The sequence below is a fragment of the Nocardioides pelophilus genome, assembly GCF_014180685.1.
GTDB lineage: Bacteria > Actinomycetota > Actinomycetes > Propionibacteriales > Nocardioidaceae > Nocardioides > Nocardioides pelophilus.
On sequence record NZ_JACEHF010000110.1, the window covers coordinates 1 to 14,039 of the forward strand.

At 69.9% G+C, this 14,039-nt stretch carries 15 protein-coding genes; 2 read left to right on the plus strand and 13 right to left on the minus strand.

Going from position 1 to position 14,039, the window contains the following annotated elements:
* Window positions 1-702 (plus strand): lytic transglycosylase domain-containing protein (locus H0488_RS16100; protein ID WP_183100280.1); only part of this gene is annotated, 702 nt, incomplete at its 5' end.
* A 60-nt stretch (window positions 703-762) separates the two neighbouring features.
* Window positions 763-3,945 (plus strand): DEAD/DEAH box helicase, encoded by a 3,183-nt coding sequence (locus H0488_RS24715; protein ID WP_183100281.1) that lies wholly within the window; start codon window positions 763-765, stop codon window positions 3,943-3,945.
* A gap of 18 nt (window positions 3,946-3,963) precedes the next feature.
* Here the strand turns inward: H0488_RS24715 and H0488_RS16110 are convergent, their stop codons facing one another.
* From H0488_RS16110 to H0488_RS16170, 13 genes are all read right to left on the minus strand, one after another.
* Window positions 3,964-4,404, minus strand: coding sequence for a DUF2550 domain-containing protein (locus H0488_RS16110; protein ID WP_183100282.1), 441 nt, complete (start codon window positions 4,402-4,404; stop codon window positions 3,964-3,966).
* Between the two features lie 14 nt (window positions 4,405-4,418).
* Window positions 4,419-4,853, minus strand: a complete 435-nt coding sequence (locus tag H0488_RS16115; RefSeq protein ID WP_183100283.1) for a F0F1 ATP synthase subunit epsilon — start codon at window positions 4,851-4,853, stop codon at window positions 4,419-4,421.
* Window position 4,854: 1 nt separating this feature from the next.
* Window positions 4,855-6,303, minus strand: a complete 1,449-nt coding sequence (gene atpD, locus H0488_RS16120; protein ID WP_183100284.1) for a F0F1 ATP synthase subunit beta — start codon at window positions 6,301-6,303, stop codon at window positions 4,855-4,857.
* A 49-nt stretch (window positions 6,304-6,352) separates the two neighbouring features.
* Window positions 6,353-7,270, minus strand: coding sequence for a F0F1 ATP synthase subunit gamma (locus H0488_RS16125; RefSeq protein WP_183100285.1), 918 nt, complete (start codon window positions 7,268-7,270; stop codon window positions 6,353-6,355).
* 6 nt (window positions 7,271-7,276) lie between these two features.
* Window positions 7,277-8,914 (minus strand): F0F1 ATP synthase subunit alpha, encoded by a 1,638-nt coding sequence (gene atpA, locus H0488_RS16130; RefSeq protein ID WP_183100286.1) that lies wholly within the window; start codon window positions 8,912-8,914, stop codon window positions 7,277-7,279.
* A 57-nt stretch (window positions 8,915-8,971) separates the two neighbouring features.
* Entirely contained in the window at window positions 8,972-9,763 is a 792-nt protein-coding gene (locus H0488_RS16135) for a F0F1 ATP synthase subunit delta (protein ID WP_183100287.1), read from the minus strand.
* The gene (locus H0488_RS16140; protein ID WP_183100288.1) at window positions 9,763-10,326 is read right to left on the minus strand and encodes a F0F1 ATP synthase subunit B; all 564 of its coding nucleotides are present in this window, start codon (window positions 10,324-10,326) and stop codon (window positions 9,763-9,765) included. The genes H0488_RS16135 and H0488_RS16140 overlap by 1 nt, the downstream gene beginning before the upstream one ends.
* Before the next feature lie 30 nt (window positions 10,327-10,356).
* Window positions 10,357-10,542, minus strand: coding sequence for an ATP synthase F0 subunit C (gene atpE / locus H0488_RS16145; protein ID WP_141007692.1), 186 nt, complete (start codon window positions 10,540-10,542; stop codon window positions 10,357-10,359).
* A 90-nt stretch (window positions 10,543-10,632) separates the two neighbouring features.
* Window positions 10,633-11,430 carry a F0F1 ATP synthase subunit A gene (gene atpB / locus H0488_RS16150; protein ID WP_312856381.1) on the minus strand — a complete coding sequence of 266 codons (798 nt, stop codon included), beginning with the start codon at window positions 11,428-11,430 and terminating at the stop codon, window positions 10,633-10,635.
* A 10-nt stretch (window positions 11,431-11,440) separates the two neighbouring features.
* Window positions 11,441-11,674, minus strand: a complete 234-nt coding sequence (locus H0488_RS16155; protein ID WP_183100289.1) for a hypothetical protein — start codon at window positions 11,672-11,674, stop codon at window positions 11,441-11,443.
* Between the two features lie 30 nt (window positions 11,675-11,704).
* Window positions 11,705-12,166 carry a hypothetical protein gene (locus H0488_RS16160; protein ID WP_183100290.1) on the minus strand — a complete coding sequence of 154 codons (462 nt, stop codon included), beginning with the start codon at window positions 12,164-12,166 and terminating at the stop codon, window positions 11,705-11,707.
* A gap of 112 nt (window positions 12,167-12,278) precedes the next feature.
* Complete coding sequence (locus tag H0488_RS16165; RefSeq protein WP_183100291.1) at window positions 12,279-13,439, minus strand: glycosyltransferase family 4 protein; 1,161 nt, start codon at window positions 13,437-13,439, stop codon at window positions 12,279-12,281.
* A 3-nt stretch (window positions 13,440-13,442) separates the two neighbouring features.
* The coding region (locus tag H0488_RS16170) for an L-threonylcarbamoyladenylate synthase (RefSeq protein WP_183100292.1) at window positions 13,443-14,039 on the minus strand (597 nt) is incomplete at its 5' end.

Genomic DNA, 14,039 nt, shown 5'->3' on the forward strand with positions numbered 1-14,039 from the left:
TTCGAGACCCAGCTGCTCTACCGGCAGCTCGCGCGCAGACCGGCGTGGGTGGCGGCGGTGCGCGCCGCCGTACCCCGTCAGCACCGGGCAGACCTCGACGCCCACCTCACTGCGCGGCACTCGCTGCGCAGCGTGCTGACGACGCTCTCCGACGAGGTGCCGGCCTGGGAGATCGTCGAACCTGCTCCGACCGCCGACCTGCTGCGGTTCTACCGCGAGGGCGAGCGGACCCACGGCGTCGCCTGGGAGCTGCTCGCCGCGATCAACCTGGTCGAGACCGGCTTCGGCAAGATCCGCGGACTGTCGACGGCCGGCGCCCAGGGGCCGATGCAGTTCATCCCCTCGACCTGGGCGGCCTACGGCGAGGGCGACGTCACCGACCCGCACGACGCGATCCTCGGCGCGGCCAACTACCTCGCAGCCAACGGCGGCGGCACCGGCACCGTCACCGGGCCGGGCGTCGAGAACGCGCTCCTGCGCTACAACAACCACCGGGGGTACGTCGACGGCATCCTCGCCTACGCCTCGATCCTCGAGCGCGACCCCCGGGTGCTGGAGGCGCTGGTGCGGTGGCAGATCGTCTACCTGTCGACCATCGGCGACCTGTGGCTGCCGATCGGCTACCGGGAGCCTGCTCCGGTGCCGGTGCGGGACTACGTGGCCGCCCACCCCGAGCGGCACCTGGGGACGGCGACGGACTAGTCGGCGGCCTGTGGATGGCCGCACTGCGCTGTCGTGACTGCGTGCCACGATGGGCGGGCCGTGGACATCCTCGCCTCTCTCACCGACGACTTCCTCGAGGAGCACTTCGCTCCCGAGACGCTCGAGCGCGCCCACGGCTACCTCGACCGCCTCGACGGCCCGCCCCAGCTGCAGCAGCTCAGCGCCGGGTCGGTGACGGCGACGGCCTACGTCCAAGGCAGCGCGCCGGCGCCCTACCACGTCCAGCTGCACTGCGAGCTCGGCCGCCCGAGCGGCCGCAGCCGCGCGCGCACCAACGGGTGGATCTTCAGCCTCTGCACGTGCCCCGTACGCAACATGTGCAAGCACGGCGCGGCGGTCGCGCTGAGCATGCGCGAGGGCCACACCACCGGCGCGCGGGTGCCGGAGTGGGAGCGACAGCTGGGATCGCTGGTCGACGACCTGGCGCGGACGGCCGACCACGACGTCGACCAGATCCCGCTGTCCCTGCACTTCACGCTCGAGGAGCGTCGGATCTACTCCTTCCGCGACGACGGGCCGTTGCTGGGTCTGCGTCCGATGCGGCCGGGCGCCAAGCAGGCCTGGGTCAAGTCCGGCGCCGACTGGTCCGACGTCCCCGGGCTGGTGCTGGCCCGGCGGCTCCCGCCCGAGCAGGCCGACACCCTCGGGGCGCTGCAGTCCGCGCTGCAGCGACACCGCGGCTACCAGGCGGCCGGCACGGCTCCCGGTCTCGGCCAGTTCGGGCCCCACCTGCCGCGGATGCTCCGCGCCGCCGAGGCCGCCGGGGTCGAGCTGGTGCCGGTCCCGCCGCTGACCGCGGTCACGGTCCGTGAGAAGCCGGTCGGTCTGGGCGCCGAGATCACCAGCGACGGCACGACCGTGCGGCTCACCCTCGGGGTCGACGTCGACGGCGAGCTCCGGCGAGGCTCCCAGGTGCAGCTCCTCGGCGGCGACCGCGTGGTCGCGCTGCTCGACGACGGGCACCTCCAGGTCGCCGAGCTCGAGAGGGACGTTCCCCTGGTGGCCCGTCGGCTGATCGAGGAGGACCCCCTGGAGGCGCCGGCCGCGGACCTCGACACGTTCCGCGAGCGGATCGCCGGCCTGCTGCGGCACGTCACGGTGCGCTCCCCCGACGGATCGGTCGAGGTGCCCCCGCCGCTGCGCCCGACGCTGCTCGTCACGGTCGGCTGGCAGAGCTCGACGGTGGCCGAGCTGACCTGGGAGTGGCGCTACGACGCCGTCCGCTGCCACCTCGAGTCGCGCGACCGGCTCGGCGGGTTGCGCGACCGGCGCGCCGAGGCGGCGATCCGGGCGACGGTGCCCGCCGAGCTCCTCGGCCGCGGCACGGTGCGAGGTGGCGACGCCCTGTCCCTGGCGATCCACGACCTCCCCCACCTGCGCGAGACGCCCGACGTCGAGGTGGTCGAGGAGCAGCGTCCCGACTTCCGGGAGGCCACCTCCGCGCCCGAGATCAGCTTCGACGTGGTCGAGCCCGAGGAGGGCGCCGACCACACCGACTGGCTCGACCTCGAGGTGACCGTCAACGTCGAGGGCGAGCGGGTGCCGCTGCCCGAGGTGATCGCGGCGCTCACCCTGGAGCACGAGTTCCTCGTGCTCCCCAGCGGGCTCTTCATCACCACCGACCGCCCGGAGTTCGACCGGCTCCGCGAGGTCGTCGCGGCCGCGGCCGAGCTGCGCGAGAGCGACGACGGCAGGATCGGCGTCGGCACCCACGACCTCGGCCTGTGGGCGCAGCTGGCCGAGACCGGCATCGTCGACGCGCAGGCTGCCCAGTGGGTCGCCCGCGCCGAAGCGCTGCGCGACCTGGTCGAGATCCCCCGACCGGAGCCTGCGGGGCTGGAGACCGAGCTGCGCTCCTACCAGCGCGAGGGATTCTGGTGGCTCGCGTTCCTGTGGCACCACGGCCTGGGCGGGATCCTGGCCGACGACATGGGGCTCGGCAAGACCCTGCAGGTGCTGGCGCTGATCCGCCACGCACGCGACCGGCGCCCCGACGCCGGGCCGTTCCTGGTGGTCGCGCCCACGAGCGTGGTCACCGCCTGGGTGCACGAGGCCGAGCGGCATGCGCCGGGGCTGCGGGTGGGCGTGTGCGGGCGTCGTACCGACGACGTGGCTGCGATCGCCGCCGACAGCGACGTGGTCGTGACCACCTACACCGTGCTGCGGCTGGCGCACGCGCGCTACGCCGCGGTGGGTTGGGGCGGGCTCGTGCTCGACGAGGCGCAGCAGGTCAAGAACCACCAGAGCAAGACGTACGCCGCGGTCCGCACCATCGAGGCTCCCTTCAAGCTCGCGGTCACCGGAACTCCTTTCGAGAACCGGCTGATGGAGCTGTGGGCGCTGCTGTCGATCACGGTGCCCGGCCTCTATCCGTGGCCGCGCCAGTTCAACGAGCGCGTCGCCCGACCCGTCGAGCGCAGCGGCGACCGGGCCGCGCTGGCTCGGTTCCGCGCCCGGATCCGGCCGTTCCTGCTGCGCCGGACCAAGGAGCTGGTCGCCCGCGACCTGCCGCCGAAGCAGGAGCAGGTGCTCGACGTCGTCCTCGAGCCCCGGCACCGCAAGATCTACGACACCCACCTGGCGAAGGAGCGGCAGCGGATCCTCGGGCTGGTCGAGGACTTCGACCGCAACCGGGTCGCGATCTTCTCCGCGCTCACCAAGCTCCGGCAGCTCGCGCTGGACCCTGCCCTGGTCGACGCCGCCCACGACTCCGTCGGGTCGGCCAAGCTCGACCTGCTCGTCGACCACCTCGAGGAGATCACCGCCGAGGGACACCGGGCGCTCGTGTTCAGCCAGTTCACGTCGTTCCTCGGCCGGGTGCGTGAGCGGCTGGCGGCCGAGGACATCGGAGCCATCTACCTCGACGGATCCACCCGCGACCGGGGCGCCGTCATCGACGAGTTCCGCGCCGGCGGGGCGCCGGTGTTCCTGATCTCGCTCAAGGCCGGTGGTGTCGGGCTCACGCTCACCGAGGCGGACTACGTGTTCGTGCTCGACCCGTGGTGGAACCCGGCCGCCGAGGCGCAGGCCGTCGACCGGGCGCACCGGATCGGCCAGACCGCGCACGTGCACGTCTACCGGCTGGTGGCCACCGACACCATCGAGGAGAAGGTGATGGAGCTCAAGAACCGCAAGGCCGAGCTCTTCGCCCAGGTCATCGACGGCGAGGGCGCGATGAGCACCTCACTCGACGCCGACGACATCCGCGGGCTCTTCGACTGAGCGCCCGGCTGCGGGTGACTACCGGTTCCAGTCGGTCCCGGGCGGCTTGGCCTCCAGCCACGCCTGGAAGCCGGTGAGGGAGGCCGGACTCATCGCGAACTCGACCTCACCGGAGCGCATCGCGCAGCGGATGACGACGTGGTCGGGGTAGAGCGAGGCCTGCTCGGCTCCGACGGGCTCGCGCCGACCGTCGTACATCAGCTGGTCGCGGTACCAGACCGCCTTGGGCCGGGGCCACAACGTGAAGATCCGGAACCACTCGAGCTTCTCGCCGGAGTAGCGCCCCATGCCGAGCACCCAGCCGCGCCCGGCGGTGTCGTTGCGGAGGCGATGGCTCAGCTCGAACGTGCCGCCGTGTCGGGCCAGGATCCGGCGTCGCAGCACCAGGCCGACGCCGTAGGCCAGCAGCAGGAGCAGCGCGATGCCCGAGACGTCGAGCAGCCACTCCCACCAAGCCATCGACGTGTCAGCAGCTAGTGGCTTGCGCCTGAGGAGACCTTCTCAGCAGCACGAAGCCGCGCCTCGGCGTGGCGAACGCGGCGCTCGGCCTCGTTGTTCGCGCCGATCAGGCCACGGGCCTCCTCGAGCTCGGCCTTGACCCGCTCCACGTGGATCTCCTCGCCGAGCTCGATGTGCTCGGAGAGGATCGACACCCGGTTGTGGGCCACGGAGAGGAACCCACCGTCGACGGCGGCGACGACCACGTCGTCGGTGCCCTCGACCTGGATCTCGACGACGGCCTCGGCGAGCAGCGACAGCGCCGGAGCGTGGTCGCGGAGCACACCGAGGTCACCCTCCTTCGTCCGCGCGATCACCATCGCCGCGTCGCCGGACCACACGGTGCGGTCCGCGGCGACGAGCTCGACGTGCAGCGCCTCGGAGCCAGCGGCGCCCTTGTGGTCGGCCATGTCAGAGGCTCTTCTGGATCTGCGCCCACTTGGCCTCGACGTCGTCGAGACCACCGCACATGAAGAACGCCTGCTCGGCGACGTGGTCGTACTCACCGTCGGCGATCTTGTTGAACGCCTCGATGGTGTCGGCCACGGGAACCGTCGAGCCCTCGATGCCGGTGAACTGCTTGGCGACGTAGGTGTTCTGCGACAGGAACCGCTGGATCCGGCGGGCCCGGCTGACGATGATCTTGTCCTCCTCGGACAGCTCGTCGACACCGAGGATCGCGATGATGTCCTGCAGCTCCTTGTTGCGCTGCAGGATCTGCTTGATCCGGATCGCGCAGTCGTAGTGCGCCTGACCGATGTATTGCGGGTCGAGGATCCGCGAGGTCGACGTCAGCGGGTCCACGGCGGGGTAGATACCGAGCGAGGCGATCTCGCGCGAGAGCTCGGTGGTCGCGTCCAGGTGGGCGAAGGTCGTCGCCGGAGCCGGGTCGGTGTAGTCGTCCGCCGGCACGTAGATCGCCTGCATCGAGGTGATCGAGTGACCGCGGGTCGAGGTGATCCGCTCCTGAAGCGTGCCCATCTCGTCGGCGAGGTTCGGCTGGTAGCCCACCGCGGACGGCATCCGGCCGAGCAGCGTCGAGACCTCGGAACCGGCCTGCGTGAACCGGAAGATGTTGTCGATGAACAGCAGCACGTCCTGCTTCTGCACGTCACGGAAGTACTCCGCCATGGTGAGCGCGGAGAGCGCGACCCGGAGACGCGTGCCCGGCGGCTCGTCCATCTGGCCGAAGACGAGGGCGGTCTGGCCGATGACGCCGGCCTCCTCCATCTCGACGATGAGGTCGTTGCCCTCACGGGTGCGCTCGCCGACGCCGGCGAACACGGACACACCACCGTGGTCCTTCGCGACGCGGGCGATCATCTCCTGGATGAGCACGGTCTTGCCGACGCCGGCACCACCGAACAGGCCGATCTTGCCGCCCTGGACGTACGGCGTGAGCAGGTCGATGACCTTGATGCCGGTCTCGAACATCTGGGTCTTCGACTCGAGCTGGTCGAACGCCGGCGCCTTGCGGTGGATGCCCCACCGCTCCTTGACGTCGAGGGTCTCGCCGGGCTCCAGGTTGAGGCAGTCACCGGTGGTGTTGAACACCTTGCCGAGCGTCACGTCGCCGACCGGGACGGTGATCGGGCCGCCGGTGTCGCGCACCTCGGACCCACGGACCAGGCCGTCGGTCGGCTTCAGCGAGATGGCGCGGACCAGGCCGTCGCCGATGTGCTGGGCGACCTCGAGCGGGAGGGTCGTGGTCTCGCCGGCGAGGGTCACGTCGACCTCGAGCTTGTTGTACATCTCCGGCATCGCGTCGCCGGGGAACTCGATGTCGACGACCGGGCCGATGACCCGCGCGATCCGACCGACGGTGCGAACGTCGACGTTCTCTTCAGCGGTTGCAGTCATTGTGTTCTCCCAAAACTCTGTGGGTCAGTACTTCGTGGTCGGTCGGTGATCAGTCGTTCGCAGCGGCCTGAGCGTCGGCCAGCGCGTTGACGCCACCGACGATCTCGCTGATTTCCTGGGTGATGCCCGCCTGGCGCGCCTGGTTGGCGATCCGGGTGAACTTCTTGATGAGCTCCTCGGCGTTGTCCGTCGCGGACTTCATCGCCTTCTGCCGGGCGGCCAGCTCGGACGCCGCGGCCTGGAGCAGGCTGTAGAAGATCCGGCTCTGGACGTACTGCGGAAGCAGCCCGTCGAGCACCTCGGCAGCCGACGGCTCGAACTCGTAGAGCGGAAGCAGCTCGGCCTCGCCGGGAGGCTCCTCCCCCTCGACGACCTCCAGCGGCAGCAGCCGAACGGCGGTCGGCTCCTGCACCAGCATCGAGCGGAAGCGGGTGTAGACGATGTGGACCTCGTCGACGTCACCCTCCTCGCCCTGCTGCTTCAGGAACGCGTCGATCAGCGCCCGCCCGATCTGCGCGGCGACGTCGTACGACGGCTGGTCGGAGAACCCGGTCCAGGAGTCGACGAACGGCCGCTGGCGGAACTTGAAGTACGCCACCGCCTTGCGACCGGCGAGGAAGTAGTCGATCTCCTTGCCCTCTTCGCGCAGGCGCTCCGAGAGCCGCTCGACCTCCTTGAGCACGCTCGAGGAGTACGCGCCGGCGAGACCGCGGTCGCTCGTGATGACGAGCACCGCCGCCCGCTTCGGGTTCTCCTCCTCGTGCGTCAACGGGTGGTCGACGTTCGAGAACGTCGCGACCGCCGACACGGCTCGGGTGAGCTCCCGGGCGTACGGCGCGGCCTGCTGAGCCCGCTGCTGCGCCTTGATGATCCGGGACGCAGCGATGAGCTCCATGGCGCGCGTGATCTTCTTCATCGACTCTGTCGACTTGATCCGCGCGCGGTACTCACGCAGCGATACGGCCATGGTGGGTCAGCCTCGCTTCTGCTTGACGATCTGCTCCTGCTCGAGCTCGTCGTCAGCAAGCGCCTCGGCCTCGGGCTCGTGCCCGACCTTGATGCTGCCACCCTCCGAGGTCTCGAACTGGTCGAGGAAGGAGTCGTACGCCGACTCGAGGCCAGCCTCGTCCTCGAACTTCAGGCTCTCGCGGATCGCGGCGAGGATGCCCTCGTGCGAGCGGCGGAGGTAGTCGAGGAACTCACGCTCGAAGCGCAGCACGTCCTCGGTCGGCACCTTGTCGAGCTTGCCGGAGGTGCCGAGCCACAGCGAGACGGTCATCTCCTCGAGCGGGTACGGCGAGTAGGCCGGCTGCTTCAGGAGGGCCATCAGGCGCTGCCCGCGGTCGAGCTGCTGACGGGAGGCCGCGTCGAGGTCGGACGCGAACATCGCGAACGCCTCCATCGCGCGGTACTGCGCCAGGTCGACCTTGAGCGAACCGGTCACCGACTTCATCGCCTTGGTCATGGCCGAGCCACCCACGCGCGACACCGAGATGCCGACGTCGATCGCGGGCCGCTGGTTGGCGGCGAACAGGTCGGACTGCAGGAAGATCTGACCGTCGGTGATCGAGATGACGTTGGTCGGGATGTAGGCCGACACGTCGTTGGCCTTCGTCTCGATGATCGGCAGGCCGGTCATCGAGCCCGCGCCGAGCTCGTCGGACAGCTTCGCGCACCGCTCGAGCAGCCGGGAGTGCAGGTAGAAGACGTCACCCGGGTAGGCCTCGCGGCCCGGCGGACGACGCAGCAGCAGCGACACGGCGCGGTAGGCCTCGGCCTGCTTGGTCAGGTCGTCGAACACGATGAGGACGTGCTTGCCGTCGTACATCCAGTGCTGACCGATGGCCGAACCGGTGTAGGGGGCGAGGTACTTGAAGCCCGCGGAGTCGGACGCCGGGGAGGCGACGATCGTGGTGTACTCCAGCGCGCCGGCCTCCTCGAGGGCGCCCCGCACGGCGGCGATGGTCGAGCCCTTCTGTCCGATGGCGACGTAGATGCAGCGCACCTGCTTGGTCGGGTCGCCGGAGTCCCAGTTCTGCTTCTGGTTGATGATCGTGTCGATCGCGACCGTGGTCTTGCCGGTCGAGCGGTCACCGATGATCAGCTGGCGCTGGCCACGGCCGATCGGTGTCATCGCGTCGATCGCCTTGATGCCCGTCGCGAGCGGCTCGTGGACCGACTTGCGCGCCATCACGCCCGGAGCCTGGAGCTCCAGGATGCGGCGACCCTCGGCCTCGATCTCGCCCAGGCCGTCGATCGGGTTGCCGAGCGGGTCGACGACGCGGCCGAGGAAGTTGCTGCCGACCGGGACCGACAGCACCTCACCGGTGCGGCGGACCGTCTGGCCCTCCTCGATCTTGTCGAAGTCACCGAGGATGACGACGCCGATCTCGCGCTCCTCGAGGTTGAGGGCGAGGCCGCGGGTGCCGTCCTCGAACTCCAGGAGCTCGTTGGCCATCGCCGACGGCAGGCCGCTGACGCGGGCGATGCCGTCACCGGCGGAGGCGACGGTGCCGACCTCCTCCTTGCTCGCCGCGTCGGGCTTGTAGTCCGCGACGTACTTGGCGAGGGCGTCGCGAATCTCATCCGGACGGATGGAGAGTTCTGTCATCGGAAGTCGCCTTCTCTCTTCTCTGCTTAAGTCGTAGGTCAGTCAGGTGGGGCCGGGTCAGCCGGCGATCTTGCGGCGGGCGTCGTCGAGGCGGGTGGGGGTCGTGCCGTCGATGACGTCGCCACCGATCTCGACCTTGATGCCGCCGATGACGTCGGGGTCGACGACGACGTTGAGGTGCACCGGGCGGCCGTACTGCGCCGTCAGTGCGGCCGTCAGCCGCTGCTCTTCCCCCGCGCCGAGCGGCCGGGCCACTCGGACCGTCGCGACGTCACGACCGCGCACGTCGGCGGCGATCTTCTCGAAGTCCTCCAGCGCGACGGCGACACTGCGGTAGCTGCCGGCCAGCGCCTGCTTGACGAGGGCGACCGTGGCCGGGAGCACCTTGCCCTCGAGCAAGGAGTCCACCAGCGCCGCCTTGTCGGCCGCGCTGCGGGCGTGGTCCGACAGCGCGTTGCGGAGGTCGCTGTTCTCGTTGACGACGCTGCGCACCGAGAACAGCTCGTCGACGAGCCGGTCCGCGTCGTCGCCCGCCGAGCGGACGGCGGCCACGACCCCGACGTACTCGAGCGCGTCGGCAAGGTCGCGGGTGCGCGTCCACCGACGAGCCACCGCGCCCTTGAGCAACCCGAGCGTCGCCGGGTCGACCTTGCCGTCGTACAGCTCCGAGACGAGGCCGGACTTGGCCTCGACCGGGAGCGCGAAGTCGGTGGCGAAGCGCCGGAGCGCACCCTCCGACCGGAGGGTCGCCGCCACCGCGAACAGGTCGTCAGCGACCGTCGCCGAGCCGCCGACCTGGTCGATCAGCGCGGCCACGGCCTCGTTGGACGCCGCTCGGAACGCCAGCATCAGTTCGCCCCCGGGGTCCCGGTCTCGAGCTCGGCGAGGAACCGCTCCACGACGCGACCCTGACGCTCGTCGTCATCGAGGGACTCGCCCACGATCCGACCAGCGAGGTTCGTCGCAAGGGAGCCGACCTCGGCGCGCAGGGAGGTGACCGCCTGCTGGCGCTCGGCCTCGATCTGCGCCTTGCCGTGCTCGACGATGCGGGTGGACTCGGCCTGGGCCTGCTCCCGCATCTCGGCGATGATCGCCGCTCCCTGCTCGCGCGCCTCCTCGCGGATGCGCGCCGCCTCGTGCCGGGCGTCGGCGAGCTGAGCCTCGAGCTCAGCAAGCTTGGCGTCGGCCTCGGCCTGCTTGGTCTCGGCCGCGGCCAGGCCGCCCTCGATAGCCGCCGTGCGCTCGGCGTACGTCTTCTCGAAGTTCGGTACGACGAACTTCCAGATGACGTAGAAGAGGATGGCGAACACGACGAGCGAGAGCACGATCTCAACGGGCTCGACAGCGAGCGGGCTCTCCGGCGTGTGGCCGCCTTCATCACCCTCCGCGAGGATGAGGAACAGTGACTTCATGGACTTGACCTATCGCAGCGCGGACGCGCTCTAGAGGACGAACGCGAGCGCGATACCGATGATCGCCAACGCCTCGGCGAGCGCGAAGCCCAGGATCGCGATGGACTGCAGGCGGCTCTGCGCCTCCGGCTGACGAGCAACGCCGTTGATGTAAGCGGCGAAGATCAGGCCGATGCCGATGCCCGGACCGATCGCGGCCAGGCCGTAGCCGATCATGTTTGCGGAGCCTTCCACGGCTTTTCCTTTCGGTTGTTACTGCGGTTGTTGAGTTGGGTCTAAGGGGGGTCTGTGTGGATCTGGGGTGGGTCAGTGCTCGTCTGCGAGCGCGCCCTGGATGTACATGGCGTTCAGCAGGACGAAGACGTAGGCCTGGAGGAACTGGACCAGCATCTCCAGGAAGCTGATGGCGATCGCGAGGATCCACGCTGCGGCGCCGGAGACGTATCCGATCGCGCCGCCGTAGTCGGAGATGAGGTAGAGACCACCGGTCGCGAACAGGATCAGCAGCAGGTGGCCGGCGAACATGTTGGCGAAGAGACGCAGCGCCAGCGTCGCGGGGCGGACCAGGATGTTGGAGAAGAACTCCAGCGGGACCAGCAGCGGCAGCATCGCCGGACCGACACCGGACGGCACGCACTGGAGCTTGAGGTAGCCCAGGAGTCCGTGCTTGTGGATGCCGACCGCGTTGTAGACGATCCAGGAGAGCCCGGCCAGGGCGTAAGCCATGCTCGCGCGGCTGAAGGTCGGGAACTGGATGAACGGGATGCTCGCGAACAGGTTGTTGACGAGGACGAAGAAGAAGAGCGCGACCAGGTAGGGCACGAACCGCTGGAAGTCGTGGCTGCCGATGATGTCGCGACCGACGCTGTTGCGCACGAAGCCGTAGGCGCCCTCGCCGGCGAACTGCAGCCGGCCGGGCACCAGCGAGCGACCGCGCGCGGCGATGATCAGGAACGCGGAGATCAGCGCGGCGGCCAGCACCAGCTGGACCATCGGCTTGGTCACGTCGACCCCGCCGACGGAGAACAGCTCCGGGTACTGGAAGTTGGCCGGGCCAGGAGCGCCGAACCCTTCGGCGGCAATGGTGCTGCCTGCGACGTTCACCAGGTCTCCTCTACTCGTCCTGCATGTCTTGCTCGGTGTCTGTTGGCCGGAACGGCTGGAAGCGGGCGAGCGTCAGGTAGATCCCCAACCCGGCCCCCACGACGATGCCCATGCCCACGAGGTAACCGGTGCCGAGCCACTGGTCCGCAAGCCAACCCAGGAACCCGTAGAACCCGACCCCGGCCACGATGTAGCCGAACGCATGCCACGGATCGCCCTTCGGCTTCTCCTCGGGCTGACTCATTGCGCCCCGGACAATAGCAGCCGGTGAAGGTCATCGCGCACCGCCCTCCGCTGCCGGACGAACACCCTCCGAGGGTGCCTCGTCGTGCGTGTCGTAGGCCGGGATCCGCTCCTTCGCCGAGGCGGTCAGCTGGGCGAAGGTCCACACCAGCACGCCGACGATGATGGACCCGCCGAGCCACTCCCGGTCGAGCGTGTCGTCGAGCGCGCCGGACCGGTTGAGACCGACGAAGACGACCAGCATGAGCAGGACCTGCATCGTGTAGGTCAGCAGCGCGACCATGAGCGAGGCCACCGGCATCAGCCGGGCGACGGCATCGACAGCGAAGGCGCTGAAGGAGAACACGACCAGCGCGATCGCGGTGCCGACGAGGGCGCCGTACGACGCCGCCTCGCCGCTCGCGAGCGCGGCCACCAGCACCACCAGCACACCGACCACGGTGGTCACCGCGGCCGCGAAGACCAGCGGTCCCGGGGTGGTGGTCGTCAGCATCGGCGGCCGCCCTTCAGCGGTGGTTCACTGGCTCTTCCTGGGCACTCTGTGAGTGCTCGTGAAAGTTATCACAAAGTCTGGGAGCGTTCGAATCGGGGTCCGGACCGCTCCCCTACGCCGGCTCCCGATCGGTCACCTCGAGCCGGGCCGCGACGTCCTTGTACCGGCGGAACCGCGGCGCCACGAGGGTCACGCCGACCGTGACGACCAGGCCGACCGCGCCGCTGATCACGACGACCGGGCCGGTCAACAGGCTGACCAGGACGGCACCGAACCCGACCAGCGCCGCCCACATCCACATGATGATGACCGCTTTGCGGTGGGAGTGCCCGATCTCCAGCAGCCGGTGGTGGAGGTGCAGCTTGTCCGGCGCGAACGGGGACCGGCCGGCCGCCGTCCGCCTGAACACGGCGAGCACCAGGTCCGCGAGAGGGACCACGAGGATGAGGATCGGAAGCATGACCGGCAGGAGCAGCGGCAGCAGGTTGGCGCGATCGCCGTCGATGCCGCTGGTGAAGTCGAGGTCGGAGTACTGGGTCGTCATCGTCACCGCGCACGAGGACATCACGAGACCGATCAGCATCGAGCCGCTGTCGCCCATGAAGATCCGAGCGGGATGGAAGTTGTGGACGAGGAACCCGGCGCACGCGCCCGCCAGTGCGGCGGAGAGGAGGGACGCGGTCGTCGCCCGCTCCACGTCGTTGACGACGGTCATCAGGTAGCAGAACAGGAAGAAGGCGGCTGCGCCGATCCCGATCACCCCTGCGGCGAGGCCGTCGAGGCCGTCGATGAAGTTGACCGCGTTGATCGTCGCGATCACCACGAACGCGGTGAGCAGCGCCCCCTGGGTCGGGTCGAGGCTGAAGCTGACCCCGTCCGGTTGGTAGAAGTACAGGAACTGCACCCCCGAGTACACGAGGACGCCGACCGCGACCACCTGGCCGCCGAACTTGGTGAGCGCGTCGAGGTCGAAGATGTCGTCGAGCACCCCCACGGCACAGACGAGGGCACCGGCGACCAGCACCGACAGGGCGTCCTCGAAGACGAACGACTGGCTGCCGGAGAGGAACGGCAGCTCGCGGGCGACCAGGAAGGCGGCGAACAGGCCGCCGAGCATCGCCAGACCACCGAGGTAGGGCACCGGCTCGGCGTGCACGTCGCGGTCCCGCACCTTGGCGACGGCTCCGGTGCGGACCGCGATCTCGCGGGCGATGACGGTCAGCAGGTAGGTCACCGCGGCCGCGACCAGGAAGACGACGAGGTACTCGCGCATGGGCTACTCGGGGTCCGCGGCGCTGTCGTCAGGGGCGTCGGTCTCGACCGTCAGCCCCGTCTCGGCGAGCGCCTCGTCGAGCTCGGTGACCGTGATCGCGCCGAGCCGCAGCAGCCGGGGCCGCTCCCCCGTGGCGTCGACGATGGTCGAGGGGACGCCGCCGGAGCTGGTGCCGCCGTCGACGATCACCGCCACCCGGTCCGCGAGCATCTCGGCGGCCTCGGCGGCGTCGGTCGCGGCCGGGCTGCCCGTCAGGTTGGCCGAGCTGACCGCGAGCGGGCCGGTCCGGTCGAGGATCTCGCGGGTCAGCTCGTGGTCCGGCATCCGTACGGCGACGGTGCCGCGGGTGTCGCCAAGGTCCCAGCGCAGCGAGGCCTGCTCGTGGCAGATCAGGGTGAGCGGGCCGGGCCAGAACGCGTTGGTCAGCGCCCGGGCGTAGTCGGGGACCTTGGTCGCGAGTGCGTCGAGCGTGGTCGCGGTGCTGACCAGCACCGGTGGCGGCATCTCGCGGCCACGTCCCTTCGCAGCGAGCAGCCGGGCCACGGCCTCCGCGTCGAAGGCGTCGGCCGCGATGCCGTAGACCGTGTCGGTGGGGAGCAC